The sequence below is a fragment of the Bradyrhizobium sp. 1200_D9_N1_1 genome, assembly GCF_052075915.1.
Lineage (GTDB): Bacteria > Pseudomonadota > Alphaproteobacteria > Rhizobiales > Xanthobacteraceae > Bradyrhizobium > Bradyrhizobium diazoefficiens.
On sequence record NZ_CP197226.1, the window covers coordinates 7,201,297 to 7,227,358 of the forward strand.

Consider the following 26,062-nt stretch of genomic DNA (forward strand, 5'->3'; position numbering starts at 1 on the left):
GGGAGAGCGACGTGACGCGACCGTTCGAGGGCGTGAAGATCCTGGATTTCACGCAAGTGCTGGCCGGCCCCTATGCGAGCTACCAGCTCGCGCTGCTGGGGGCTGACGTCATCAAGGTCGAGCGGCGCGAGGGCGAGGACATGCGCCGCACGCCGCTCAGCCGCGAATGGGCCGAGCGCGGGCTCGCGCCGGCGTTCCAGGCCATCAACGGCAACAAGCGCAGCCTGACGCTCGATTTGCAGAAGCCCGATGCAATCGCCATCGTGAAGAAGCTTGCCGCCCAGGTCGACGTCGTCATGGAGAATTTCCGGCCGGGCGTGATGGACAAGCTCGGCATCGGCTATGAGGCGCTGTCCGCGATCAATCCAAAGCTGATCTATTGCGCCGTCTCAGGCTTCGGCCAGACCGGCCCGGACCGCCTGCGGCCCGGCTATGACGGCAAGATGCAGGCGCTGTCAGGCATCATGGCGATCACCGGCCACCCTGAAACGGGGCCGACGCGCGCGGGCTTTGCGGTCTGCGACGTGCTCTCGGGCGCCACGGCCGCGTTCGGCGTGTCGAGCGCGCTATACCAGCGCGACCGCACCGGCAAGGGGCAGCTCATCGACGTCTCGATGCTGGAAGCGACGCTGGCGTTTCTCTCCGGGCAGATCGCGGACTGGTCGGTCGCCGGCCATCGCCAGCAGCTCTCGGGCAACCAGGCGGTGAGCCGCCGGACCACCGCGAATTTGTTCAAATGCGGCGACGGCCACATCCTGCTCGCCGTCAACAACGAGAAACAGTACCGCGCGCTGATGAGCACGCTCGGCCGCGAGGATACGCTGTCCGATCCGCGCTTCGCCGACTGGTTCGCGCGCAACGAGAACGAGCCGGCCCTGCGCGCCATCATCGAAGAGGCGCTCGCGAAAAAGCCGGCGCGCGAGTGGGAGACGATTCTGGAAGATGCCGGCGCGCCCTGCGCCAGCATCTGGAAGGTCGAGGAAGTGATCGATCATCCGCAAGTGAAGGCACGCGGTGCGATCCAGGAGCTGGATACGCCCTATGGTCGCCTGCGTTTTGCCGGCAGCGGATTCAGGCTCGCGCATGGCGGCGGCAAGCTGGACCGGATGGCGCCGGAGCTGGGCGCGGATACCGACGCGGTGCTCGAGGAGCTGGGCTTCGATGCGGCGGAGATCGCGGCGTTGCGGGCGCGGGAGATTGTGTGACTCTCCAGCAAAAAACTCCGCTGTCGTCCCGGACAAGCGTCAGCGCAAATCCGGGACGACAACGGAGTGAATGGCGCCAGCTTGGCTAAAACAACGACCCCTGCCCGTCATCGGATGACGCGGCCGCCGCCTTCCGCGCGACCCTCTTCGGCTTCGACGCCTCCAGCTCCGCCTCCATCTCCTCCGCGCTGATCGGCAAGAGCAGTTGCTCGTCGTCATTGGCGACGCGATTGACGCGGGTGGAGACCGGGTGCCAGGCGAATTCGCCGATGCGCGGGGCGATCATCAGCGGCAGGATCGCGTCAACCTCGTCGCCGCGAACGTCGAGCCAGCGCTCGAAATCACGCGGGCTGATGGTCACGGGCACGCGGTCATGCAGCGCGGCGAGGTCCTCGCCCGCCGCCGCCGTGACGATCGCGACCGTGTCGAGCTCCTCGCCGTTCGGCCCGGCCCAGGTCTCGAACACCGCGGCAAAGCCGAGCGGCGCGCCGTCGGCCCGATGGATGAAGAACGGCTGCTTGCGGCCATCCACCGCCTTCCATTCGTAGTACCCGTCGGCCGGGATCAGGCCGCGCCGCCGGCGAATCGCGCGTTTGAAGGCGGGCTTCTCCAGCACCGTCTCCGAGCGGGCGTTGATCAGGAGCGTAAAGCCTTTGGGATCCTTGACCCAGCCCGGCAGCAGACCCCAGCGCATCAGGCGGAAATGGCGCGCGCCGTTCTCGACCAGCACGACCGGAATCGGTTGCGTCGGGGCGACATTGTACCGGGGCGGGAAATTCGGCTGCTCGACATAGCCGAACAGTTGCCGCAAAGCCGCGGGGGCCGAAGTTATGACGAAGCGTCCACACATCCTTGGGCGTCTATATAGGGTCCGTTCAGGTCCTTTTAACCCCGAACGTTAACACTGCGGCGAATGAGCTCAATGGCCTCCCAACCCGCGCGGACGCATGTACAGACGGGCCCCGAGGCAGCGGCCTGGGCCGAACGGCTGCGCGTGGCCAACATCAACCCGCGGACCGGGCTTGCCACCGACTATCTCAACCATTTCAATGAAGCGGTGATGCTGCTCGAAATGGTCCCGGACATGCCGGAATGCGCCGAAGACTTTCTGACCTGGTCGCCGCTGTCCTATGCCGAGCATTTCACGGCGTCGAACTTCAAGGCACGCGACCTCGCCATCGAAGCCTATGAGAAGGCCGATCCCAACGTGCGCGCCCAGTTCGACCACCTCACCGACACGATGACCTCGATTCTGACCGCGGTCGGCTCGGCCATGCGCGAGGTCGAGAAGGACACCACCCGCGTCCGCCTGGCCGAGCAGGCCACCCTCTGGGTCAAGCCGCTGATCGCTGCCTGCGGCGGCATCATCAATGGCGGGGCGGAAGCCGACGTCGACACCATCATGGCAAACTGAGCCGTGTCTGCGGTCGTCCAGCCCACCCATCCCCAGATTGCGGTCAGCGCCGCGATTTTTCGTGATGGCAAGGTGCTTCTGACCCGCCGCGCCCGATCGCCCGCCAAGGGGTTCTATTCGCTGCCCGGCGGCCGGGTCGAGTTCGGCGAATCGCTGCACCAGGCCCTGGTGCGCGAGGTGGACGAGGAGACCGGGCTCGCCATCGAGATCATTGGCCTTGCCGGCTGGCGCGAGGTGCTGCCGGCCACGGCCGGCGCCGGCCACTACCTGATCATGTCCTTTGCCGCCCGCTGGGCGGCCCGGGAGCCGGTTTTGAACGACGAGCTCGACGACTACCGCTGGATCGCCCCCGATGCCCTGGCGAGCCTCGGCGACATCAAGCTGACCGGGGGGCTGGAGGAGGTCATTCAATCCGCCGCGCGCTTGATTGAGGCATAGGCCGAGCCGCGGGCGCCGCTATACCTCTCCCGCTTGCGGGAGAGGTCGCGCCGAAGGCGCGGGTGAGGGCTTTCTCCTCTGGGGGGTTCTCGCTAGCGGAGGCACCCTCTCCCCAACCCTCCCCCGCAAGCGGGGGAGGGAGCACACCGCTCGCGCAGCCCGCCTTGCGCCCGCCGCCCTGAGGGGGCATACACCCCGCCGATGTCGACGCGATTTCTGGCCATTTTTGCCCTGATCCTCGCCTGCGCCTCGGTGCCCACGAGGGCCCAGGACGTGGCGGCGCCGTTTGACGCCGATTTGCAGCGGCTGGCGGAGATCCTCGGCGGCCTGCACTATCTGCGCGGCATTTGCGGGTCCAACGAGGGCAACAAATGGCGCAGCGAGATGCAGGCGCTGATCGATGCCGAAACCCCCTCCGGAGAGCGCCGCACCCGCATGATCGCCGGCTTCAACCGCGGCTATAACGGCTTCCAGCAGACCTACCGGAGCTGCACGCCGGCCGCCACCGTCGCGATCCGCCGCTACATCGAGGAAGGCTCGAAGATCTCGCGCGATCTCACGGCGCGCTACGCGAACTGATCTCGCCGTCATTCCGGGGCGCGCGTAGTACGAGCCCGGAATGACGGCGACGGGAACCCTGTCATCGTCTTTGTTCACAGCCATTAACCGTTCTTAAAGATGTGGCCTAGCGGGCGTTAATACGCGTGCTACACCACTCGCACAGCGCATCGCCGTGGATCGCGCCCCAGCCCTGATCGAGTTTCATGAGCCAGCCGATTTCCTACGCCCCCGCCCGCGCGCCGCTGCCCGACCACGAGCAGAAACAGGCCGCACTGAGCTATCTCAACGAGGCCTGGGCCGAAGCGCGCCATGACGGCGTCGACGGCGACTGCCTGGCGCAGGCGAGCCTGTTTGCGGCCTTTGCCGAGCTCGTCGGCACCTATGGCGAGGACGCGGTAGCGAAGTTCGTCGAGGGCTTTCCCGGCCGGATCCGCAACGGCGAATTCTCCGTCGACATCTCCCGGCAGTAAGCGCCTTTTCGAAAATGACCCCGCCACGCGGGCGGGGCCAGTTGACGGATGAATGACTTGGCGAACGGGATCTGGTGAACAGGTTCGCGAAGTCTGCTGCGTTTATCGCACGGAAGCCGGCTCCCCCGGACAAGCATTAGTCTCGCGATGACCGGGAGATATTCCCGCCACGATTGGGAATGCACTCCCTCCTCCCTCACGGCTCGACCTTGAGCGTCGCTTTCATGTTGGGATGATAGCGGCAGTAATAGTCGACCGCTCCCGCCTTCTTCAGAACGAACGTCGCCGATTTCTCGGGCTGTAACGTCACGTCGAAATCGCCGTTCTTCGCGGTGGCGGTGTGGGCGAAGACGTCCTTGTTGACCCACCTGATGGTGTCCCCGACCTTCGCCGACACCTCAGTCGGTGAGATCACGAGATTCTCCATCGTGATCTCGATGGTCGCCGCGTGCGCCGGGACGGCCATCGGCAGGAAGATGATCGCAAGCGCGATCGAAGCGAGGCGTCCCGGCTTCATCCCACGCTCCCTATTTCAGCTCGGCCGCGACGTGCTCGGCGTGCTGCTGATGGCCCTGGAAAATCTTCAGGCCGGTCTGCAACAGGCTCTTCAGCTCGGCATTGTTCGCCGACGGAATCAGCTGGGTCTCCAGCGCACCGTTGACCGCCTTGTGGTAGGCGACCTCGTTGACGACATAGGCCTTGTCGAAGGCCGCGCCGCTCAGCTTGTCGAGCTCAGCCAGCTTGTCACTCGCCTGCTTCGACAGCGCCTTGCTGGTGTCGTTGTCCTCGGGCGTGACGTTCAGCTTCTTGACCAGCGCGAGCGCCTGCTTGTTGACGGCCTCGTGGTCGCGCAGCATGTCCTCGGCAAACGCCTTGACGTCCTTGTTCTGCGCCTGTTTCTGCGCCTGCTTGGCGGCGTTGATGTCGATCACGCCCGCGGTGTAGGCGATATGGGCGATCTGCGGATCGGTCGGCTTGTCGGCTGCGCCGGCGCCTTGCAGCAGCGCGGGGCTCGACAACAAGATTGCTGCGGCAACAGCCGCGCTCCGTCGAATGAACATGGTTTGACACTCCTGTGCTGCCGGACGGGGTCCGCCGGCGCGTTGCTTCACAGGTGTTGGATGGGAATTTCGCGCAAACGTTCCCGAAAAACTTCAGCCGCCGACGCCGAGCCGCTTCAGCACCGACACGGTCAGGCGCTCGCAGCGCCAGCCCGCGAACGGGAACGCATCCATCATCACCGGACCGATCTCCTTCTCGACGTTCTCGCGCAGCATGGTGCGGGCGCGGTGCAACCGCGTCTTCACGGTTTCGGGCTTCACGCCGAGCAGATCGGCGGTCTCCTCGATGTTCATGCCCTCCATGACGCGTGCGATGAAGACCATGCGGAAGACATCCGGCAACTCGTCGATTGCGCGTTCGACGACGCGCTGGATTTCACGTTGGGCCATGGTCCTTTCCGGATCGCCTGCGGGTGAGACGGGAAATTTGATGATCTGCGCCTCGAGCGCGGCTTCGGGCACCGAGCTGAGCTCGACATGGGGCCTGGCACTTCGCGCCCGGCCGAGCGCTTCGTTGATGGCGATGCGCGACAGCCAGGTCGACAACCCGGATTCCCCGCGGAAGCCATCGAGATGGGTAAAGGCGCGGACATAGGTTTCCTGCACCACATCTTCGGCTTCGCTGTCGCTGCGCAGAATGCCGCGCGCGAGGCGGTAGAGCCTGCGGTTGTTGGCCTGCATGATCTCGCGCAGCGCGGACTCGTCGCGGCCTCGCGCACGATCGACCAGTTCCGCCTCCGAGGCCCTGAATTCTGAAGTCTTGGCGCCGGCGGACAGGCCGGCTGCGGTCCGTTGCATTGCGGTCACCTGCTTGTCTCCATTGGTTCCAGACATTGGATGCCGGCCCAAGGGAAAGGTTCCCAACTTTCTTACCTTCCCCTAGTCGGTCTCGATCGGCAGCGACGGATCCCTCGCCCATTCGCCCATCGATGCGTCGTAAAGCGTCAGCTTGTCGAAGCCGAGCTGCGTCAGCAGCAACAGGTCGATCGTCGCCGAGATGCCACCGCCGCAATAACAGATCACGGTCTTGTCGCGCGTAACGCCCTGGGCGGCGAATTTCGCTTCGGCATCGGCAAGGCTCGTCAGCGTCTTGTCCGCATTTGTGAGCGTTGCGGCTGATACGTTGACGCTGCCTGGAACTCGGCCGGGCCGGCCGTAGCGGCTCGGCTCGAGGCCGCGATGAAACTGCGGCCCGAGCGCATTGACGATCACGGTCGCGGGATCGCCTATCCGCGCCTTCACGACATTCTTGTCGACAAAGAAGCCCGCGCGCGGTGTGGCCTTGAAGGTCGTGGCGGGGTAGCCCTTCGGTGTGCCGGTCTCGACCGGTCGCCCCTCTTCCTTCCATTTGTCGAAACCGCCGTCGAGCACAAGCGCGTCGACGCCGAGCGAGCGCAGCATCCACCAGAACCGCGTCGCCCACATCATCGTGCCGATGCTGTAGAGCACGATGGTCTTGGACGCATCGAGGCCATGGCGGCCGAAGGCAGCTTCGAGCTGGGCCACACCGGGCATCATGAAGAACTGCTGCGCGGAGGCGTCGGAGAACTCGCCCTGAAGATCGAGGAAATCGGCGCCGGGGATGTGGCGCGCCGCGAAGGTCTTGTCGCCGGGAACGGCACGATACGGCAAGTCGCTGCCTGGCGGCACCGGTTCGTTATAGGTCGTGCAGTCGTAGAGGCGTAAGGCGGGATCGCCGAGGATGGCGGCGAGTTGTTCGGTGGAGATGAGGGGTGCCGGTTGGGGCATGCGATGACCTCTCCAACGTCGTCCTGGCGAAAGCCAGGACCCATTACCACAGCACTATATGGCTGCGGGCAGATCTGGCCACCAGTCTTCGCAACAATATCCGGTCGGGGTTATGGGTCCTGGCTTTCGCCAGGATGACACCGAGTCTGAGGCACGCACCGTGCCGCGGCGCGCCAAGCCCTACGCCTTCAGCGTCTCCAGAAACCGCACCGGCTCGCCTTGCGATGGCGTCACCAGCTCGCCCTGCCACATCACGCGGCGGCCGCGGATGAAGGTGCCGACGGGCCAGCCCGTGACGCGGACGCCGTCGTAAGGGGTCCAACCGGCCTTGGACGCCACCCATTTGTTGGTGATGGTTTCGCTGCGCTTCAAGTCGACGACGGTGAAATCGGCGTCGTAACCGGCCGCGATGCGGCCCTTGCAGGCCATGTTGTAGAGGCGCGCGGGGCCGGCGCTGGTGAGATCGACAAACCGCGCCAGCGACAGGCGGCCGGCGTTGACGTGATCGAGCATGAGCGGCACCAGCGTCTGCACGCCGGTCATGCCCGAGGGCGAAGCGGGATAGGTCTTCTGCTTTTCTTCCAGCGTATGCGGGGCGTGATCGGAGCCGAGCACGTCGATGATGCCCTGCTCGATGCCGCGCCAGATGCCGGCGCGGTGATCGGCCCCGCGCACAGGCGGGTTCATCTGCGCCAGCGTGCCGAGCCGCTCGTAGCATTCGGGCGCGACCAGCGTGAGATGATGCGGCGTCGCCTCGCAGGATGCGACGTCCTTGTGGTCGCGCAAAAACTCGATCTCTTCCTTGGTCGAGATGTGCAGCACGTGGATGCGCTTGCCCGTCTCATGCGCGAGCTTGACCAGGCGCTGCGTCGCCATCAGCGCCGCGGTCTCGTCGCGCCAGACCGGATGCGAGCGCGGATCGCCCTCGATGCGCAGCGGCTTGCGCTCGTTGAGGCGGTATTCGTCCTCGGCGTGGAACGCGGCGCGGCGGCGGATCACCTGGAAGATGCGGCGCAGGCTCTCGTCGTCCTCGACCAGCAGCGCGCCGGTCGAGGAGCCGATGAACACTTTGACGCCCGCGCAGCCGGGCGCGCGTTCCAGCACCGGCAGGTCCTGCACGTTCTCGCGGGTGCCGCCGATGAAGAAGGCGAAGTCGCAATGCATGCGATGACGGGCGCGCTTCACCTTGTCGGTGAAGCTGGCCTCGGTCACGGTGAGCGGCGATGTGTTCGGCATCTCGAACACGGCGGTGACGCCGCCCATCACGGCGCTGCGCGAGCCGGTCTCGAGGTCTTCCTTCTGCTCCAGCCCGGGCTCGCGAAAATGCACCTGCGTGTCCATCACGCCGGGCAGGATGTGCAGGCCCTTGCAGTCGATCACCTCGGCGGCGGAGGCTTGCGACAGCGCGCCGATCTCGGCGATGCGGCCGCTCGCAATGCCGATGTCGCGCAGGCCCTCGCCGTCCTGGTTGACGACAGTGCCGCCCCTGAGGATCACATCGAAACGCTGGGTCATGGCTGAAGGCCCCTCTCATCCCCAAGCGCAGGGCTCGAGGTCTTGTCGTTTATGCGCTGCGGGCTTACGTTCCGGAGCAACATGTCGCAAGAGATTTTCTCATGAAATCAGCGTTTCTTCCCGACCGGGGCGTGGTCAAGGTCGCGGGCGAGGATGCGCGCAACTTCCTCAACGGCCTCGTCACGACCGACCTCGACAGGCTGAAGCCGGGCTTGGGGCGATTCGGCGCGCTGCTGACGCCGCAGGGCAAGATCATCGTCGATTTCCTGATCACGGAGGTGCCGGCCGGCCATGGCGGCGGGTTCCTGATCGACTGCCCCAAAGCGCTGGCCGAGGGCCTCGCGACCAAGCTGAAATTCTACAAGCTGCGCGCCAAGGCCACCGTGGAAAACCTCTCCGACGATCTCGGCGTGCTCGCCGCCTGGGACGGCGCGCTCGCGGCCCAGCCGGACCTTGCCTTCGCCGATCCGCGCCATGACGGGCTCGGCACCCGCATCCTGATCCCCGAGGATCTCAAGCAGAAGCTGTCCGACCTCATCGGCGCCGAGCTGGTCGACGCGGCCGCCTATGAGGCACATCGCATCGCGCTTGGCGTGCCGCGCGGCGGGCTCGACTTCATGTACAGCGATGCATTCCCGCACGAGACCAATATGGACCGCCTCGCCGGCGTCGATTTCGACAAGGGCTGCTATGTCGGCCAGGAGGTCGTCTCGCGCATGCAGCATCGCGGCACCGCGCGCACCCGCAGCGTCAAGGTGCTGCTCGACGGACCCTCGCCCGAGATTGGTGCTGCCATTCTCGCCGGCGACAAGCCGGTCGGCACCATTGGCTCTTCTGCCGATGGCAAGGGCATCGCGCTGGTGCGCATCGACCGCGTCGCCGACGCGCTCGATGCCGGCCAGCCGCTCACGGCTGGCGGACTTGCCTTGACGCTCGCCGAACCTGAAGTCGTACGCATTCCAGCCAAGCAGCCCACCGCATGAGCCGCGCCCCTCGCCTGCATCCCGACGGCCTGACCCGCTGCCCCTGGCCGGGCGAAGATCCGCTCTATGTCGCCTATCACGACACCGAGTGGGGCGTGCCTGAATATGACGACCGCGCGTTGTACGAGAAGCTGATCCTCGATGGCTTCCAGGCCGGCCTGTCCTGGATCACGATTTTGCGCAAGCGCGACAATTTCCGCAAAGCCTTCGACGATTTCCAGCCGGAGAAGATCGCGCGCTACAATGCCAAGAAGGTGCACGCGCTGATGAACGATGCCGGCATCGTGCGCAACCGCGCCAAGATCGACGGCGCGATCCTGAGTGCGAAGTCCTATCTGGACATCATGGAGAAGGGGCCGGGCTTCTCGAAGCTGCTGTGGGACTTCATGGACGGAAGGCCCAAGGTCAACAACTTCAAGACCACGGCGAGCGTGCCGGCCTCCACGCCGCTGTCGGTGCAGATCTCCAAGGAGCTGTCCTCGCGCGGCTTCAAGTTCGTCGGCCCGACCATCGTCTACGCCTTCATGCAGGCGACCGGCATGGTCAACGACCATCTCGTCGACTGCCATTGTCACGCCAGCTGCGGCAAGACGCAGCGCAAGCCGCGCCTCAAGGTCAAATGAGCGCGAAGAAGTCGGCACGCGGCGCGGAGTCCCGCGCCTGGCAGCGCATGCTGTCGGGCCGGCGGCTCGATCTGCTCGATCCCTCTCCGCTCGACATCGAGATCGCCGACATCGCGCATGGGCTGGCGCGCGTGGCGCGCTGGAACGGGCAGACGACAGGCGCGCACATCTTCTCGGTCGCGCAGCACACGCTGCTGGTGGAGACCGTGATGCGGCACGAAACGCCGCGCGTGGACCAGCGCGTGCGGCTCGCAGCCCTGCTGCACGACGCGCCCGAATACGTGATCGGCGACATGATCTCGCCGTTCAAGGCCGTGCTTGACGGCCATTACAAGGCGGTCGAGAAGCGCCTGCTCGGCGCCATCCACATCCGCTTCGGCCTGCCGCCGGTGCTGCCCGACGAGATCACGCTGGCCATCAAGGCCGCCGATCGCGGCGCGGCTTACCTCGAGGCGACCGAGCTCGCCGGCTTCAGCGATGCCGAGGCGAGGCGCCTGTTCGGCAAGGATCCCGGCCTGCCCGACAGCGTCCGGCGCGACTATCTCACGCCCTGGACGGCGGCGCGGGCTGAGAAGCAGTTCCTGGAGCGGTTTGGCGCGGTGTTTGCGTAGCATCATCCCTTCGTAGGGTGGGCAAAGCGAAGCGTGCCCACCAAACAAGGCGAGATGAGCGCAGTTGCGAAATGGTGGGCACGGCGCGATGCGCCTTTGCCCACCCTACGGCCGCGGCTATAATCAACGAAAAGGTCCGCCATGATCCACGTCTGTTCCCTCGCCGCGCTTCCCGAAACCGTCCGCCTCACCGGGGCCAGCCACGTGCTGACCGTGATGGCCAATGTCGAGCAGGTGGCGCGGCCGGTGTCGGTGCTGCCGGCCAACCATCTCAAGGTGTCGATGGACGACATCACCGAGGAGATGGACGGCTTTGTCGCGCCGTCGGAGGCCCATATCGACCAGGTGCTGAACTTCGTGCGCCGCTGGGAACGCAGCGCGCCGCTGGTGGTGCATTGCTACGCCGGCATCAGCCGCTCCACCGCGAGCGCCTTCGCCGCGGCCTGCGCCCTCAATCCGCATCGCGACGAGATCGAGATCGCGAAGAAGATCCGCGCGGCCTCGCCGATCGCATCGCCGAACCGGCGCATCGTCGGCCTCGCCGACCGCGCGCTGGGACGCGAGGGCCGCATGCTGCGCGCGCTCGACGAGATGGGCCCGGGCGCGATGATGGTCGAGGGTCGCCCCTTCGTGATCGAGCTCGAATGACAGCAGCGAAGTGAGCCGCATGAGCGAGACGCTGCTGACGCCGATCGAGATCGGCCTGACCGCCGCGATCGTCGCGATCGAAGACCATGAACCGCTGATCCTCACCGCGCGCGGCAGCGACGGCCTGGCGGGCCTGCCGTTCGGCCCGTTCGATGCGCTGAGCCATCGGACCTTCGAGATCGGCCTGCGCGCCTGGGTCGAGGAGCAGGCGGGCTTGCGGCTCGGCTATGTCGAGCAGCTCTATACGTTCGGCGATCGCGGCCGTCATGCGGAGGCCGGCGACACCGGCGCGCATATGGTGTCGATCGGATATCTCGCACTCACCCGCGCCGTCGACGGCGAACTCGCAGCAACCGGGGCGAGCTTCGAGCCGTGGTATCGCTTCCTCCCCTGGGAGGACTGGCGCGAGGAGCCGCCGGCGATCATCGCCCGCGACATCATCCCGGCGCTGACGACATGGGCGGAACAGGAGACGCCGGAGACGACGCGCGCATTGCCGCGCAGGGACCGCGTGCGGTTCTATTTCGGCCTCGATGGCGCGCCCTGGGACGAGGAGCGCGTGCTCGACCGCTACGAGCTGCTCTATGAGGCCGGGCTGATCGAGGAGGCGCGGCGCGACGGCCGACCTGCGGCATTAGCACGCAAGGCGCTTCCCGCACTCGGCACCTCCATGCGGTTCGATCATCGCCGGATCCTCGCCACCGCGATCGCGCGGCTGCGCGCAAAACTGAAGTATCGTCCTGTGGTCTTTGAACTTTTGCCCGCCGAGTTCACACTCACCGAATTGCAGCATACGGTGGAGGCGATCTCCGGCCGGCACCTGCACAAGCAGAATTTCCGCCGCCTGGTCGAAACGGAAGCCCTGGTCGAACCGACCGGCGTGATGTCGACACAGACTGGCGGACGGCCGGCGGCGCTCTACCGCTTCCGCCGCGACGTGCTCCAGGAGCGGCCCGCGCCGGGCTTGCGCATGCGCTCCCGGCGCTAGATACGACATTTGCGCGATCGGCCCCTGCCCGCCGGTTGCCTGGAGGCTTCATGTTCGACGGCCCGTTTGACGTCTTTGCGCTGATCATTGCGATCATCGCCTTCCTGATCGCGATCAAGGCCTCCAACCAGGCGGCCGAGCTGCGCCGCCGGCTGAGCTCGCTCGAAGAGATGGTTTACACGCAACGGCGAGTGCAGCCGCCGCCGCTGATGCCCGCACCGGTGCAGGCTGAAGCGCCCGCGACAACTCCGGCCGAGCCACCGCCGCTCGCGCCCGAGGCCGAGGCGCCGCCGCCGCTCGTCACCGAAGTGGCTGCGCCGCCACCGCTCGAAGCGGGCACCGGAGCCGATGCACCGCCTCCGCTGCCGGCGCTTGATATTAGAGAGCCTGGCTTCGAGGAGCGTCTCGGCACGCGCTGGGTGGTGTGGATCGGCGGCCTTGCGCTCGCGCTCGGCGGCTTCTTCATGGTGCGCTATTCGATCGAGGCCGGCCTCGTCGGCCCCGGCGTGCGCGTGTTCCTCGGCGGCCTGTTCGCAGCCGCGCTGCTCGGCGCCGGCGAATGGTCGCGGCGCAAGGAGAGCATCTCCAACATCGCGGCGCTGCCGATCGCCAATATTCCCGCGATCCTCACCGCGGCCGGCACGGCCGTCGCGTTCGCGACCATCTATGCCGCCTACGCGCTCTATGGCTTCCTCGTGCCTGCGACCGCCTTCGTGCTGCTCGGCCTCGTCGCACTCGGCACGCTTGCCGCCGCCCTGCTGCACGGGCCCGCGCTCGCCGGCCTCGGCGTGGTCGGCGCGTTCGTGACCCCGCTCCTCGTCTCCAGCGGCAAGCCGGACTATTGGGCGCTCTACATCTATCTTGCGATCGTCACCGCCGCGAGCTTCGGCCTTGCCCGCATCCGGCTGTGGCGCTGGCTTGCGGTGACCACGATCGCCTTCGCTGTGCTCTGGATCTTCCCGGGTCTGGACACCAGTGACGTGCAGGTCGCGCCGCACGCCTTCCATGCGATCGCGGGATTCGTGCTGGCTGCGCTGCTCGTCGTCTGCGGCTTCATGTTCGGGCCCAGCATCGAGGACGGCGAGATCGAGCCGGTGTCGTCGAGCTCGCTCGGCGCCTATCTGTTCGGCGCGATGCTGATCGTGCTGTCGAGCGCGCATGCGGATCTGGCGCTGATCGCCTTCACGCTTCTCGTCGGTGCGACGCTGTTCGTCGCCTGGCGCGCGCCGGCAGCGACCGGCGCGCTGGGCGCGGCCGCGGCGACCGTCTTCATCGTGTTCGCCGAGTGGGCGGTGCGCGCCAATCCCGACATGCTGGTGCTGCCCGGCGGCCCCTTGCCCGGCATCGGACCGGTCGCGACCGACAGCTCCGTGACGCTGCATCTGGTGACGGCCGCGATCTTCGCCGCCGGCTTCGGCATGGCCGGCTTTTTCGCGCAGGGCCGCTCGAACTCGGCGATCATTCCGGTGGTGTGGTCGGCGGCGGGTGTCGCCACGCCCATTGCGATCCTCGTTGCGCTCTATGCACGCATTGCCCATCTGGATCGCTCGATCCCGTTCGCGATCCTCGCGGTGCTGCTTGCCGCGGCCTTTGCCGCCGCCACCGAAGCGCTTGCGCGCCGCGAAGATCGGCCGGGCGCTGCGACCTCCGTCGCGCTGTTCGCGACCGGCACGCTCGGCGCGCTGGCGCTGGCGCTGACCTTCGCGCTCGAGAAGGGCTGGCTCACGATTGCACTGGCGCTGATGTCGCTCGGCACCGCCTGGATCTCGCTGCAGCGCCCGATCCCGGTCCTGCGCCGGCTCGCGGCCATTTTCGCCGCGATCGTCACCGCGCGCATCGTCTATGATCCGCGCATCGTCGGCGATGCCGTCGGCACGACGCCGATCTTCAATTGGCTGCTGTGGGGCTACGGCCTGCCGGCAGTCTCGTTCTGGGGCGCGAGCATCTTCCTGCGCCGCCGCGGCGACGATGCGCCGCTGCGCATGGTGGAAGCCGCCGCGATCCTGTTCACCGCGCTGCTCGCCTTCATGGAGATCCGGCACTTTGCGACTGGAGGCCAGATGACGTCTGCGCCGTCGCTGCTCGAATGCGCGCTGCAAGTCTGCGTCGCGTTCGCCATGGCGATCGGGCTGGAACGGCTGAGGCTGCGCAGCCGCAGTATCGTGCACAATGTCGGCGCGGTGGTGCTCACGGCCATCGGCGGGCTCATCAGCGTGTTCGGCCTACTGATCCTGGAGAACCCGCTGCTGTGGCATATCGACGTCGGCGGCGCCGTGTTCAACCTGCTGCTGCTCGGCTACGCGCTGCCGGCGGTGCTGATGCTGCTGCTGTCCTATGCGGTGGTCGGCGAGCGTGGCAAGGCCTATGCCAACACCATCGCTGGCGGCGCGCTCGTGTTCGCGCTCGCCTATGTCACGCTGGAGATCCGCCGCTTCTATCACGGCCCGATCCTGTCCAGCGGCGAGACGACGGGGGCCGAGCAATACACCTACTCGATCGGCTGGCTCGCCTTCGGCGTGGTGCTGCTCGGCGTCGGCATCCTCGTCAACTCGGAGCGCGCGCGGCTTGCGTCCGCCGCCGTCATCGCGCTGACGATCCTGAAGGCCTTCGTGATCGACATGTCGACGCTGACAGGCGTTTACCGCGCGCTGTCGTTCATGTGCCTCGGCGTCGTGCTGGTCGCGATCGGATGGCTCTACCAGCGCATCCTGTTCCGGCGGCAGGCTCCGCCGCCGGCTCCACAGACGGGAAGTTGAAGATCAGGCCGCGCGGACCGAATCCAGGAACTGCGCGACCTCGACCTTGAGGCGCGTGCTGTCGGTCGCCAGCGATTTCGCCGCCGACAGCACTTCGGTCGAGGCCTCGCCGGTCTCGATCGCACCGCGCTGCACGTCGGTGATGTTCGCCGAGACCTCCTGCGTGCCGACCGAGGCCTGCTGGACGTTGCGCGAGATCTCCTGCGTGGCGGCGCCCTGCTCCTCGACGGCCGCGGCGATCGCCGCGGACACTTCGGACAGCCGCTCGATGGTGCCGCCGATCTCCTGGATAGCGCTGACGGATTCCTGCGTTGCAGCCTGGATGCCCGAAACCTGGGCCCCGATCTCGCCGGTCGCCTTCGCGGTCTGCTCGGCCAATGCCTTGACCTCGGAGGCGACGACCGCAAAGCCGCGGCCGGCCTCGCCGGCGCGCGCCGCCTCGATGGTCGCGTTCAGCGCCAGCAAATTGGTCTGGCCTGCGATCGTGTTGATGAGCTCGACGACGTCGCCGATGCGGGAGGCGGCCTGCGACAGCGCGTTGACGCGCTCGTTGGTCCGCGCCGCCTGCTCGACGGCTTCCGCCGCCATCCGCGCCGAATCCTGCACGCGGCGGCTGATCTCGGTGATCGAGGACGACAGCTCCTCCGAGGCGGAGGCCACGGCCTGGACGTTGGTGGAGGCTTCCTCGGAGGCTGCCGCCACGACGGTCGCGAGCTCCTGCCCACGCCGCGCGGTGCTGGTCAACGTCGACGCCGACGCCTCGAGCTCGGTCGAGGCCGAGGAGACAGTGCCGACGACTTCGCCGATCATGGCTTCGAACTTGCGGGTAATGGCATCGACACGGCGGCCGCGCTCGATCTTGGCTTCGGCGTCGTCGGCGGCGGCCTCGTCGGCAGCCTTCTTGGCGATCAGCGCTTCCTTGAAGATCTGGAGCGCATCCGCCATCGAGCCGATCTCGGTCTTCTCGCCGCGATGCGGCACCTCGGCCGAAAGGTCGCCCTCGCCGAGCGACTGCATCGGACGGATGATCGAGGCAATACCACGCGAAACGTCGCGCACGAGATAATAGGCGGCGGCGATCGCAATCACGACCGAGAACACGATGATGCCGACCAGCACGCGGAAGATCATGGCGTAGCTGTCGGCCGCCTGCTTGGTCTCCAGCTCTGCACCCCGGTTGTTGAGCTCGATGCCCTTCTGGAGCAACGGATCGGCCGCCTGGGCCATCTTGGCGACCTTGGTCTGCAACAGCTCGTTGGCCTCGATCGGGAAACGACCGACGCTCTTGCGCGACAGCGCCATCACGTCCTGCACGCCGTTCAGATACTCGGCCCACGCCTTGGTCCATTGCCCGTAGAGCGAGCGCTCCTCGGCGGTCGTGATCAGCGGCTCGTAGACCTTGCGCGTCTGGTCGATGCGCCCCTGCAGCGAGGCGAGGCGCTTCTCGGCCGCATCCTTGCCTTCCGCGCTGTCCTGCATCAGATGCAGACGGAGCGCGACGCGCAGCTCATTGATGTCGGCGCGAAGCGAACCGAGCGCGCGCACGCTCGGCAGCCAGCTCTCCGCGATCTCGACCGTATGCGCATTGATGTTCTGCATGGTGCCGATCGCGGTCACGCCGACGCCGGCGAGTGACAGCACGAGGACCGACAACACGGCCAGAAGCTTGAAGACGATCGACAACTTCGACATCACGACAAATCCCGATGATACCCGGCAACGCGTGAATCGCCTGCGCCGCAATCGTCGCGACGGGCGACAGGGCGGAAGTCAATTCATCGATGCTGGCTGGTTCTTATCCCATGAGATTGCGCCTAATAGTCGCAAACAGGCGTTAACAGGAACCTACGTAAAATTACGGGACCGCCCGCGTCGTCGTTATTTTCCCTGCAACTATCTGTTGCGGCAGCACTGATATCTCGTGTTGCGATGCGGTCGACGCAGCACAACATCGAACGGAACGCCGTCACGCCGCCCGCACCGACTCCAGGAAGCGCGCGACCTCGCTCTTCAGCCGGTTGCTCTCCTGAGACAGCGAATGCGCGGCCGAATGCACCTGCGCCGAGGCGGCTCCGGTCTCGCCGGCACCGCGCTGGACGTCGGCGATATTCGCCGAGACTTCGGAGGTGCCGTGCGCGGCATGCTGGATGTTGCGGGAGATCTCCTGCGTCGCGGCGCCCTGCTCCTCCACCGCGGCCGCGATGGTCGACGAGATCTCCGACATCCGCGCGATGGTGTCGCCGATCTCCTTGATCGCGCCGACGGAGTCGTCCGTCGCGGCCTGGATCGCACCGATGTGCTGGCCGATCTCGCCCGTGGCCTTCGCGGTCTGCTCGGCGAGCGCCTTCACTTCGGTTGCGACCACCGCAAAGCCCTTGCCGGCCTCGCCCGCCCGCGCCGCCTCGATCGTCGCGTTGAGCGCCAGCAGGTTGGTCTGGGCGGCGATGGTGTTGATCAGCTCCACCACGTCGCCGATCCGGGAGGCCGCCTTGGTCAATTCGGCGACGCGCGCATTGGTGCGCTGGGCCTGCCCGACCGCGACGTCGGCGACGCGCGCCGATTCCTGCACCTGGCGGCTGATCTCGGAGATCGAGGAGGTCATCTCCTCGCTCGCGGATGACACCGACTGCACGTTGGCGGACGCCTCTTCCGAGGCCGCCGCCACGGCGGTGGCAAGCCCGTTGCCGCGCTCGGCGGCCTGCGTCAGCGTGTTGGAGGAGGCCTCGAGCTCGGTTGCCGCCGACGACACGGTCTCGATGATCTCGCCGACCGCGCCTTCGAACCTGTCGGCGAGCCGCTGCATGTCGGCCTTGCGCTGTTCGCGCCCGCGCGCGTCCGCTTCCGCCTGTTCGGCGCGCAGCCGCTCGGCTTCCGCCATGTTGGTCCTGAACACCTCGACCGCACCGGCCATCTCGCCGATCTCGTCCCTGCGGCCGACGCCGGGAACGGAAATCGAGAGCTCGCCGCGCGCAAGCCGGGTCATCGCACCGATCATCGCACCGAGTGCCTTCGAGATCGAGCGTCCCAGCAGGAAGCCGACGGCGGCAAGCACGATGACGGTGACGCCGAAGGCGACGACCATCCAAAGACGCACGGCCTCGCGCGTGGCAGCTTCGGCGGCGTCCGCCCGCCTGGACATCGCATCGACCGCGGTCCGCACCTCCGCCATGACAGGCTCGACCTCGCGGAAGGTCTTCATCATGCTGGCGTCAAGGGCCGCGCTCTGCTGCGCGGTCTCGGCCCAGGCCGTGAACTCGGACTGGTATTTCTGGAGCTTGGCCATGATGTCGTTCATCGCCGCCGTCGGGATTGCGACGACCTCTATCGCCTTGGAGAATTCAACCGCGGCCTTCTTCACCTCGGCGATGTACTTGGGGTCGCGCCGTAGCATGAAGTCCTTCTCGTGCCGGCGCATCATCAGCATCCAGGTCGTCGTCCTGGGATCGTCGATCTCCTTCAGCTTGGCCTCGATGTCGTGCACCGCGGCGCGGAGCGAACCGGACAGGCCGACCGTCTCGTTCAGACCGAGCCTGGTCTCGGCGGCCACCAATGCGCCGAAGTCCGACGCGTATCGCTTGAAGCCGTCCTGGGCCTGCTTCATCTTGTCGGACAGCACGCTCATGCCGCCCGCCGCCATCAGCCGCTGCACCTCATCGAAATCGCGGTTGATCGGCCCGATCAGCTCGGCATGCGCCTTGGCGTAGCTCTCGGCCCGGCGCTGCAAGAAGTTCTTCTCGTTGCGGCGTGCCTCCAGCATCTCGATCGAGAGCTGCTTGTCGAGATCAGCGATCGCGCGGGCACGATTGGCAATGTCGCGCGATGCGTCCTGGGAAAGGCTGCCGATCTCGTAGATCGCGCCGAAGGCGACGAGACCCAACAGTCCGAACAGTCCGATCGCCATGACCTTGTGGGTGAGGCGAATGGAAAGGCCACTCATGGAATGTGCTCCAAGACGATTGATACGCAATGCAGGGAGGGCGGCTGGGCGCGCGGAATATTGCGGAGATGATGCCTGCATCGCTTTTCCGGAAGGTTAACCGTGCAGCTCTTCTGATCGCGCATCCAGCCGCGAACGCATGCGAACCACCGCACGTCCTCGCGCGACGGTTGCAGCCGTCGGGTGACCAGTGAGGACGGCCGCCCTCAGGCGGCGCGCACCGTCTCCAGGAATCTGCCGACCTCGAGCTTGAGGCGATTGCTGTCGCCGGACAGCATCTGCGCGGCGGACAGCACCTGCGAGGAGGCCGATCCGGTCTCGCTCGCGCCACGCTGCACGTCCGTAATATTGGACGAGACCTGATGTGTGCCTTGCGCGGCCTGCTGCACATTGCGGGAGATCTCCTGCGTCGCCGCGCCCTGCTCCTCCACGGCCGCTGCGATGGTCGAGGAAATCTCCGACAGCTTCTCGATGGTGTCGCTGATGTCCCTGATCGCGCCGACCGAATGCTCGGTCGCGGTCTGGATACTGGCGATCTGCTGGCCAATCTCGCCCGTCGCCTTCGCAGTCTGCTCGGCGAGTGCCTTGACCTCGGAGGCAACGACAGCGAAGCCGCGGCCGGCTTCGCCGGCGCGCGCCGCCTCGATCGTGGCATTGAGTGCCAGGAGGTTGGTCTGGCCCGCGATGGTGTTGATCAGCTCGACGACGTCACCGATCCGCGTCGCCGCCTTGGACAGCTCGCTGACGCGCTCGGTCGTGGTGCGGGCCTGGCCGACGGCCTCGCTCGCCACGCGCGCGGATTCCTGCACCTGCCGGCTGATCTCGGTGATCGAGGACGACAGTTCCTCCGTCGCGGACGCTACCGACTGCACGTTGGTGGAAGCTTCCTCCGAGGCTGCTGCAACCACGGTGGTGAGCTGCTGCGTGCGTTCGGCGGTCGAGGTCAGCGTCGTCGCGGATGCCTCGAGCTCGGTCGAGGCCGACGACACCGTGCCAACGATCTCACCGACGGCGCCTTCAAAGCTGTCGGCGAGCCTGCGCATCTCGGCCTTGCGCTGCTCGGCCGCGATCTGATCCTGCCGCATCTTGGCCTCCGCTTCCTCGCGCGCCTTCTGCTCGGACACGATCTTGAATTTCTCGACGGCACCGGCGACCTCGCCAACCTCGTCCTTGCGGCCGAGGCCTGGCAGCACCACGGAAAAGTCGCCGCCAGCGAGCTTCTCCATCGCGGCCGTGAGTGCGCGCATCGGCCGCGCAATGCTGAAGACGGAGAAGATGCAGGCACCGATCAGAACCAGCGCGACCAGCACGCCGGTGACGAGCGACGTCCGCGCAACCGACGCGGCTTCGGCCTCTGCCTCGGTGCGCGTCTCGACGCTCCTCTGCTTGGCGAAGTCGGTGATCTGATTGGCCAGCTCGGAGATCTCTTCGTTGATCGGCGCCAGCGTCCCCTTGCGGATGCGATCGACCTCGGCAACGAGCTTTGCGAGTTGCGCCGCCGCTTCGCCGTCCTTCTTCCCATCGAGCGCGAGCTCCTGCTTGCGGATGGCTTCGATCTGCAGCTCACCCTTGCCGAATTCGCCGATCAGCACGGTCAGGCGATCGATCCGCTTGCGATTTTCCGCCGAGCGCGAGAGCTTGGCCATTTCGCCGGAGTATTTCAGGGCCGCCGTCTGCCGGTCGTTGAAATAGGTGACCGCCTTCTGCATCTCCGCGGGCGAGGACGAGGTCAGGATGTCGCGAATGCCGATTTGCATCCCTCGCACCGAGGCCTTCGCTTCCGCGGCGTTTTGCGCGATCGTCTGCTGTCCCGATACTCCGTTGCCGAGCCTCTGAACCTCGGTGCTGCCGCTCATCTGGAGGAAGATCATCAGCGCGACGAGCCCGATTGTCAGCGCGGAGGTGATGGCGAGCTTGGTGCCGATTCGCAGATTCTGAATGACCATCATCGAACTTTTCCCCGGGATACGCATTGCCGCGACGAAGCGCGTGAACATCCCGGGAAGGCTAACCGGCAGGTTACTCATTAACGTTAAGCGGGACCCTCGCGTCTTAGGTAGAAGTACGGAAAACGCGGCTTAAATCTGTGGACTTCCACACGTTTCACGCGCAGCGAAATGAAGCTTCTCGGATTTGCATGCTTCGCGTTCGTTAACGCCCGCGCCGTCATTCGCGGCGGTGTCAGTTCACCGTCTCCCCGACGAGGCTGATGCGAAACACCGGCTTCTTGTTCTCGTCGAGCAGCTCCATGCACCACTCGGCATTCGGCTTCAGGGTGCGCGAGATGCCGCCGAGCAGATTGGCGCAGACCTCGGTCATCTCGGTCCACGCGGCCGCGCGATCCTCGAACTCATACGGCTGATCGGCGGCGCCGGAATAGCGACCGGTACTGATGCGGAAGAAGTACAGCGACATCGTTGAACCCTTTTATCGGGCCGCGCCCCCCGGCCGTACGCAAACTGGGACGCGAACAGCTACCAACGCATGAAAGCCGCCGTCCGTATGACTACGGCGCGGCGGCTTCGTGTTCGATGGACGTCTTCAACGAGAAAGTGCGCGGACGGTCCCGCGCAGCCGCTCACTGGGTCGAGCGGCGCAGCTCCAGCGGGCCTTCGTTCTTCGCGGGCTCCGGTTTGCTTTCCGATTTCACCGGCTCAAGCCGGCTGCTCTCAACACGCGGGGTCTCGACGCGCGCGGCGACCTCGGTGTTCGGCGTAGCGACCGACCCCGTGTGCTCAGAAGAGCGCAGCGAGCGCGGCCGCGCGACGGCGCGCGCCATCAGCATCTGGTTGCCGCCCTGGTGGTGGAAGTCGCAATAGGCGAAGCCCATGCCCGACACCGAGCCGCGGAAGCTGCGATCGTCGGTCTTTTCCAGGTTGAAACAGGGCTCGAACGGAATGCCCTTGATCGAGGCGCAGACGTTCTGGCCACGGATCTGGAGCGTGTTGCCGGGCAGGCGGAGATGGCGGACCGGGCCCGCGCCCGAGAACTGCACGGCGCCGGCGGCGCCGAGGTCATCCAGGATTCGGCCCGCGCCGCGGGTGCCGTCGAAACAGGTGAAGGCGAACACCTTGCCGGCGACGAAGCGACGTGCCTCGTCGGCGTTCATGCCTCCAGCAATGGCCGGCGCAATCGTCGCCGCAGCCGTGACAGCCCCCAACACAATACGCGCAAGCATGCTCAACTCCGAACCGACCCCCGCAGCGGGCGATGCCTTATCTCTTTACCCGCTGCTTACCATACTAACCATGGCGACATTGAAGCAGCTTGGTTGGTAAAGTCTGAACGCCGTTAGACAATTTTTACCACGATCCGGCCGCGGACCTGGCCGGACAGGATTTTCGCGCCCCATTCGGAAACCTCAGCGAGCGGAATTTCGTGAGTAATTTCAGATAGTTTAGACCGGTCCAGATCGGACGCCAGACGCTGCCATGCGGCCTTCCTGGGCTCGATCGGGCACATCACGGAATCGATGCCGAGAAGGCACACTCCGCGCAAAATGAAAGGTGCGACAGAAGACGGCAGGTCCATGCCGGCGGCAAGGCCGCACGCCGCGATCGCGCCGCCGTACTTCGTCATCGACAGGAGGTTGGCCAGCGTGGTCGAGCCGACGCTGTCGACACCACCCGCCCAGCGTTCCTTGGCGAGGGGCTTGGCCGGCGCCGACAATTCGTTGCGGTCGATGATCTCGGCGGCGCCGAGGTGCTTCAGGTAATCCGCTTCCGAGGTGCGGCCGGTCGAGGCGATGACGTGATAGCCGAGCTTGGACAGCACGGCGGTCGCGACCGAGCCGACGCCGCCGGCCGCGCCCGTCACCACCACGGGGCCGCTCTTCGGCGACAGGCCGTGCTTCTCCAGTGCCAGCACCGAGAGCATTGCGGTGAAGCCGGCAGTGCCGATCGCCATGGCGTCGCGCGCCGACAGGCCCTGCGGCAGGGCGACCAGCCAGTCGCCCTTCACCCGCGCTTTCTCGGCATAAGCGCCGAGATGGGTCTCGCCCATGCCCCAGCCGGTGCAGACGACCTTGTCGCCCGCCTTCCACTGCGGATGCGAGGATTGCTCGACCGTGCCGGCGAAGTCGATGCCGGCGATCATCGGGAAGCGGCGCACCACCGGCGCCTTGCCGGTGAGCGCGAGGCCATCCTTGTAGTTCAGCGTCGACCATTCCACGCGGACGGTGACGTCGCCCTCCATCAGCTCGGCTTCGTCGAACTGCGTAAGCTGCGCGGTGGTGCCCTTGTCCGCCTTGTCGATCCGGATCGCCTTGAACGTGGCCACAGCTGAACTCCCTGACTTGTTTGACGGGGATGTTTAGCCGATCAGGCAGGCTGCGCAACCGCTCTCGCGACGGGTTTCTCCACGATCGGAAGATTGATCAGCGCCGAGAGCACGCCGAACAGGATCGAGAGCCACCAGATCGGCGTGTAGGAACCGAACCGCTCGAACACGATGCCGCCGAGCCAGACGCCGAGGAAGCCCCCGACCTGATGGCTGACGAAGGCGAAGCCATAGAGCGTCGCGAGCCAGCGCGTGCCGAACATCAGCGCGACCAGCGCCGAGGTCGGCGGCACCGTCGACAGCCAGGTCAGGCCGGAGATCGCACCGAACGCGATCGCCGAGAACGGCGTGATCGGGAACGAGATGAAGGCCAGCGTCGCAAGCGCGCGGGTGAAATAGATGGTCGAGAGGATGTAGCGCTTGGGCAGCGAGTTCTGGAGATAACCGACGCTGAGCGATCCCATGATGTTGAACAGGCCGATCGCCGCGATCACCCAGCCGCCGGTTTGTGTCGAGATGCCGCGATCGACCAGGAACGCCGGCAGATGCACCGTGATGAAAGCAAGCTGGAAGCCGCAGGTGAAGAAGCCGAGCACCAACAGCACATAGGAGCGGTGGCCAAAGGCTTCCGCGAGCGCCTTCATGAAGGTCTGCTCATCCGCAGGCGCCGCGCTTGCCGTGCTTGCGACCGGCGGCGTCGAGAGCGCCAGCGACAGCGGAATGATCAGCAGCATCAGGAAGCCGAACACAGTGAGCGCCTGCTGCCAGCCGAAATTGTCGATCAGCGCGACGCCGATCGGCGCGAACAGGAACTGACCGAACGAGCCCGCCGCAGTACCGGCGCCGAGCGCCAGGCCGCGCTTCTCGGGCGGCAACAGCTTGCTGAACGCCGACAGCACCAGGTTGAACGAGCAGCCGGCAAGACCAAAGCCGACCATCACGCCCGCCCCTAAGTTCAGCGACAGCGGCGTCGAGGAGTAGCGCATCAGGAGCAGGCCGCCGGCATAGAGCAGCGCGCCGACGCACATCACCCGGAACAGGCCGAATCGATCGGCGACCGCGCCGGCGACCGGCTGGCCCAATCCCCACAACAGGTTCTGCACGGCGATGGCGAGGCCGAACACGTCACGCCCCCAGGCGAACTCATGGCTCATCGGCTGCACGAAGAAGCCGAGCGCCGAGCGCGGGCCGAAGCCGAGCATGCCGATGGCGCAGCCGCAGAGGATGATGATTGCCGGCGTGCGCCAGGTGGAGGAACGCGAGACCGGACCGAGTTCGCCCACTTGTGTCGACATGGTGTTCCTCATCTTGTCGTTGGCGGATCCGAAATAGGCAGCCACAGGTCAGCTCGTTTAATGCAAATGCATGAACATCCCAAGTCAAAAATGATTGCGTTCTCCGAAGGGCTGCTGCGCGAGCATTGCGTTTCAACCAGACCTGGTCCGGCGCCGCGGAGCGCGACTTGACGGGAATGTGTGCGAGCAGACCTAGCAACTCCCGGCCATGCGTGATATCTTTGATTTACTCAGATTGAGCATATTAGGGCGATGACGACGTGCGACCCGGCCTCTCGGCCGGATTTCTCGGGCCCCGAATATACTCACATTGAGCATAATAACACGAGCGGGAGGCTTTGATGCCGATCACTGGACTTTACGGCCCCGACGACTTTGCCAACCGGCCGCAGGGCCAAGCCACGAACCAGATCACGCCCTTCCCACGCGCCGCGCCGGCACGAACGGGATCGATACTGCCGATGCCCTCGCTGGAATGGACTGACGAGGTCGAGCGCGCCACCGCGCCGCTCTATGAGCGCGTGAAGCACGTGATCCCGCCGATCGAGTGGCCGCTGATGGCGCCGACCATCAAGGCGATCAACGAGCTGAAGCAGGCGCGAGGCGCAGTGATCCTCGCGCACAATTACCAGGCCCCGGAGATCTTCCACTGCGTTGCCGACATCGGCGGCGACTCGCTCCAGCTCGCCGTCGAAGCCACCAAGGTGAAGGCCGGCATCATCGTCCAGTGCGGCGTGCACTTCATGGCGGAGACCTCGAAACTGCTCAACCCGGACAAGACGGTGCTGATTCCGGATTCGCGCGCCGGCTGCTCGCTTGCCGCCAGCATCACTGGCGCCGACGTTCGCCTGCTCCGGGAAAAATTTCCCGGCGTTCCCGTCGTCGCCTATGTCAACACCTCGGCGGAGGTTAAGGCCGAGGTGGACATCTGCTGCACTTCGTCGAACGCGGTGCAGGTAGTCGAGAGCCTCAATGCGCCGAGTGTGATCTTCCTGCCCGACCGCTATCTCGCGACCTACGTGGCCTCGAAGACCGACGTGAAGATCATCGCCTGGAAGGGCGCCTGCGAGGTGCACGAGCGCTTCACCGGCGGAGAGCTGCGTGAGCTTCGCGAGGCCGATCCCTCGGTGCAGATCATCGCCCATCCCGAATGCCCGCCCGACGTGCTGGCCGAGGCCGACTTTACCGGCTCGACCGCACACATGATCAACTGGGTGCGCGCGAAGCGGCCGCGGCGGCTCGTGATGATCACCGAATGCTCGATGGCCGACAATGTACGCGCCGAGCTGCCTGACGTGGAGATGCTCCGCCCCTGCAATCTCTGCCCGCACATGAAGCGCATCACGCTCGCCAACATTCTGGAGAGCCTGCTGACGCTACGCGAGGAGGTGACGATCGATCCCGCGCTTGCGGTGCGCGCGCGACGCTCGGTCGAGCGGATGATCAATCTGAAGAATTGAGCATCAAACAGCAGCAACACCCACAGTGTCGTCCCGGCGAAGGCCGGGACCCATAACCACAGGAAGGTGT

At 66.0% G+C, this 26,062-nt stretch carries 26 protein-coding genes; 13 read left to right on the forward strand and 13 right to left on the reverse strand.

Annotated elements, in window-relative coordinates; translation table 11 throughout:
• Nucleotides 1-11 precede the first annotated feature (11 nt).
• The gene (locus tag AB5K84_RS34400; RefSeq protein WP_011085351.1) at nucleotides 12-1,205 is read left to right on the forward strand and encodes a CaiB/BaiF CoA transferase family protein; all 1,194 of its coding nucleotides are present in this window, start codon (nucleotides 12-14) and stop codon (nucleotides 1,203-1,205) included.
• A gap of 85 nt (nucleotides 1,206-1,290) precedes the next feature.
• Here AB5K84_RS34400 and AB5K84_RS34405 read toward each other — a convergent pair whose 3' ends face one another.
• A complete protein-coding gene (locus tag AB5K84_RS34405) occupies nucleotides 1,291-2,055 on the reverse strand; it encodes an SOS response-associated peptidase (protein ID WP_011085350.1) in 765 nt (254 codons plus the stop codon).
• A 63-nt stretch (nucleotides 2,056-2,118) separates the two neighbouring features.
• Here AB5K84_RS34405 and AB5K84_RS34410 point away from each other — a divergent pair, with 63 nt between their 5' ends.
• The 4 genes from AB5K84_RS34410 to AB5K84_RS34425 all read left to right on the forward strand — a co-directional run bounded on the left by AB5K84_RS34410 (nucleotide 2,119) and on the right by AB5K84_RS34425 (nucleotide 4,088).
• Nucleotides 2,119-2,619 (forward strand): hypothetical protein, encoded by a 501-nt coding sequence (locus tag AB5K84_RS34410; protein ID WP_011085349.1) that lies wholly within the window; start codon nucleotides 2,119-2,121, stop codon nucleotides 2,617-2,619.
• Between the two features lie 3 nt (nucleotides 2,620-2,622).
• A complete protein-coding gene (locus tag AB5K84_RS34415) occupies nucleotides 2,623-3,057 on the forward strand; it encodes an NUDIX hydrolase (protein ID WP_011085348.1) in 435 nt (144 codons plus the stop codon).
• Between the two features lie 201 nt (nucleotides 3,058-3,258).
• Entirely contained in the window at nucleotides 3,259-3,636 is a 378-nt protein-coding gene (locus AB5K84_RS34420) for a TIGR02301 family protein (RefSeq protein ID WP_011085347.1), read from the forward strand.
• A gap of 185 nt (nucleotides 3,637-3,821) precedes the next feature.
• The gene (locus tag AB5K84_RS34425; protein WP_008135624.1) at nucleotides 3,822-4,088 is read left to right on the forward strand and encodes a hypothetical protein; all 267 of its coding nucleotides are present in this window, start codon (nucleotides 3,822-3,824) and stop codon (nucleotides 4,086-4,088) included.
• 196 nt (nucleotides 4,089-4,284) lie between these two features.
• On the opposite strand, the gene AB5K84_RS34430 is transcribed toward AB5K84_RS34425, so the two are convergent.
• From AB5K84_RS34430 to AB5K84_RS34450, 5 genes are all read right to left on the reverse strand, one after another.
• Nucleotides 4,285-4,605 (reverse strand): cupredoxin domain-containing protein, encoded by a 321-nt coding sequence (locus AB5K84_RS34430; protein ID WP_011085346.1) that lies wholly within the window; start codon nucleotides 4,603-4,605, stop codon nucleotides 4,285-4,287.
• Nucleotides 4,606-4,615: 10 nt separating this feature from the next.
• Nucleotides 4,616-5,149, reverse strand: coding sequence for a DUF4142 domain-containing protein (locus AB5K84_RS34435; RefSeq protein WP_038965912.1), 534 nt, complete (start codon nucleotides 5,147-5,149; stop codon nucleotides 4,616-4,618).
• Between the two features lie 93 nt (nucleotides 5,150-5,242).
• Nucleotides 5,243-5,947 carry an RNA polymerase sigma factor gene (locus tag AB5K84_RS34440; protein WP_038965913.1) on the reverse strand — a complete coding sequence of 235 codons (705 nt, stop codon included), beginning with the start codon at nucleotides 5,945-5,947 and terminating at the stop codon, nucleotides 5,243-5,245.
• A gap of 81 nt (nucleotides 5,948-6,028) precedes the next feature.
• Entirely contained in the window at nucleotides 6,029-6,898 is an 870-nt protein-coding gene (locus tag AB5K84_RS34445; RefSeq protein WP_011085343.1) for a sulfurtransferase, read from the reverse strand.
• Between the two features lie 180 nt (nucleotides 6,899-7,078).
• Complete coding sequence (locus AB5K84_RS34450) at nucleotides 7,079-8,413, reverse strand: dihydroorotase (protein WP_038965914.1); 1,335 nt, start codon at nucleotides 8,411-8,413, stop codon at nucleotides 7,079-7,081.
• Nucleotides 8,414-8,514: 101 nt separating this feature from the next.
• On the opposite strand from AB5K84_RS34450, the gene ygfZ reads away from it, so the two are divergent.
• The 6 genes from ygfZ (at nucleotide 8,515) to AB5K84_RS34480 (ending at nucleotide 15,022) form a co-directional block, all read left to right on the forward strand.
• Complete coding sequence (gene ygfZ, locus AB5K84_RS34455; RefSeq protein ID WP_011085341.1) at nucleotides 8,515-9,396, forward strand: CAF17-like 4Fe-4S cluster assembly/insertion protein YgfZ; 882 nt, start codon at nucleotides 8,515-8,517, stop codon at nucleotides 9,394-9,396.
• Nucleotides 9,393-10,019, forward strand: a complete 627-nt coding sequence (locus AB5K84_RS34460; protein ID WP_011085340.1) for a DNA-3-methyladenine glycosylase I — start codon at nucleotides 9,393-9,395, stop codon at nucleotides 10,017-10,019. Before ygfZ ends, AB5K84_RS34460 begins: the two co-directional genes overlap by 4 nt.
• A complete protein-coding gene (locus tag AB5K84_RS34465; RefSeq protein ID WP_011085339.1) occupies nucleotides 10,016-10,630 on the forward strand; it encodes a YfbR-like 5'-deoxynucleotidase in 615 nt (204 codons plus the stop codon). The genes AB5K84_RS34460 and AB5K84_RS34465 overlap by 4 nt, the downstream gene beginning before the upstream one ends.
• A gap of 141 nt (nucleotides 10,631-10,771) precedes the next feature.
• Complete coding sequence (locus tag AB5K84_RS34470) at nucleotides 10,772-11,278, forward strand: tyrosine phosphatase family protein (RefSeq protein WP_011085338.1); 507 nt, start codon at nucleotides 10,772-10,774, stop codon at nucleotides 11,276-11,278.
• Between the two features lie 19 nt (nucleotides 11,279-11,297).
• Nucleotides 11,298-12,266, forward strand: coding sequence for an NUDIX hydrolase (locus tag AB5K84_RS34475; RefSeq protein ID WP_028175624.1), 969 nt, complete (start codon nucleotides 11,298-11,300; stop codon nucleotides 12,264-12,266).
• Nucleotides 12,267-12,316: 50 nt separating this feature from the next.
• The gene (locus tag AB5K84_RS34480; protein WP_011085336.1) at nucleotides 12,317-15,022 is read left to right on the forward strand and encodes a DUF2339 domain-containing protein; all 2,706 of its coding nucleotides are present in this window, start codon (nucleotides 12,317-12,319) and stop codon (nucleotides 15,020-15,022) included.
• Nucleotides 15,023-15,025: 3 nt separating this feature from the next.
• On the opposite strand, the gene AB5K84_RS34485 is transcribed toward AB5K84_RS34480, so the two are convergent.
• Nucleotides 15,026-16,714: a methyl-accepting chemotaxis protein gene (locus AB5K84_RS34485; protein ID WP_441232718.1), complete on the reverse strand. Its 1,689-nt coding sequence runs from the start codon at nucleotides 16,712-16,714 to the stop codon at nucleotides 15,026-15,028.
• Here AB5K84_RS34485 and AB5K84_RS34490 point away from each other — a divergent pair.
• Nucleotides 16,689-16,937 carry a hypothetical protein gene (locus tag AB5K84_RS34490; RefSeq protein WP_133415007.1) on the forward strand — a complete coding sequence of 83 codons (249 nt, stop codon included), beginning with the start codon at nucleotides 16,689-16,691 and terminating at the stop codon, nucleotides 16,935-16,937. The two genes, AB5K84_RS34485 and AB5K84_RS34490, sit on opposite strands and share 26 nt — an antisense overlap.
• A 51-nt stretch (nucleotides 16,938-16,988) precedes the next feature.
• Here the strand turns inward: AB5K84_RS34490 and AB5K84_RS34495 are convergent, their stop codons facing one another.
• The 6 genes from AB5K84_RS34495 to AB5K84_RS34520 form a co-directional block, all read right to left on the reverse strand.
• A complete protein-coding gene (locus AB5K84_RS34495; protein WP_038965916.1) occupies nucleotides 16,989-18,959 on the reverse strand; it encodes a methyl-accepting chemotaxis protein in 1,971 nt (656 codons plus the stop codon).
• 206 nt (nucleotides 18,960-19,165) lie between these two features.
• Complete coding sequence (locus AB5K84_RS34500) at nucleotides 19,166-20,908, reverse strand: methyl-accepting chemotaxis protein (protein WP_028175620.1); 1,743 nt, start codon at nucleotides 20,906-20,908, stop codon at nucleotides 19,166-19,168.
• 232 nt (nucleotides 20,909-21,140) lie between these two features.
• Nucleotides 21,141-21,374 (reverse strand): DUF6894 family protein, encoded by a 234-nt coding sequence (locus tag AB5K84_RS34505; protein ID WP_028175619.1) that lies wholly within the window; start codon nucleotides 21,372-21,374, stop codon nucleotides 21,141-21,143.
• 163 nt (nucleotides 21,375-21,537) lie between these two features.
• Nucleotides 21,538-22,137, reverse strand: coding sequence for a hypothetical protein (locus AB5K84_RS34510; RefSeq protein ID WP_011085332.1), 600 nt, complete (start codon nucleotides 22,135-22,137; stop codon nucleotides 21,538-21,540).
• 113 nt (nucleotides 22,138-22,250) lie between these two features.
• Nucleotides 22,251-23,237: an acrylyl-CoA reductase (NADPH) gene (gene acuI / locus AB5K84_RS34515; RefSeq protein ID WP_011085331.1), complete on the reverse strand. Its 987-nt coding sequence runs from the start codon at nucleotides 23,235-23,237 to the stop codon at nucleotides 22,251-22,253.
• Nucleotides 23,238-23,278: 41 nt separating this feature from the next.
• Nucleotides 23,279-24,532, reverse strand: a complete 1,254-nt coding sequence (locus AB5K84_RS34520; protein ID WP_038965920.1) for an MFS transporter — start codon at nucleotides 24,530-24,532, stop codon at nucleotides 23,279-23,281.
• Nucleotides 24,533-24,873: 341 nt separating this feature from the next.
• On the opposite strand from AB5K84_RS34520, the gene nadA reads away from it, so the two are divergent.
• Nucleotides 24,874-25,992 carry a quinolinate synthase NadA gene (gene nadA / locus AB5K84_RS34525; protein ID WP_011085329.1) on the forward strand — a complete coding sequence of 373 codons (1,119 nt, stop codon included), beginning with the start codon at nucleotides 24,874-24,876 and terminating at the stop codon, nucleotides 25,990-25,992.
• Nucleotides 25,993-26,062: the final 70 nt, after the last annotated feature.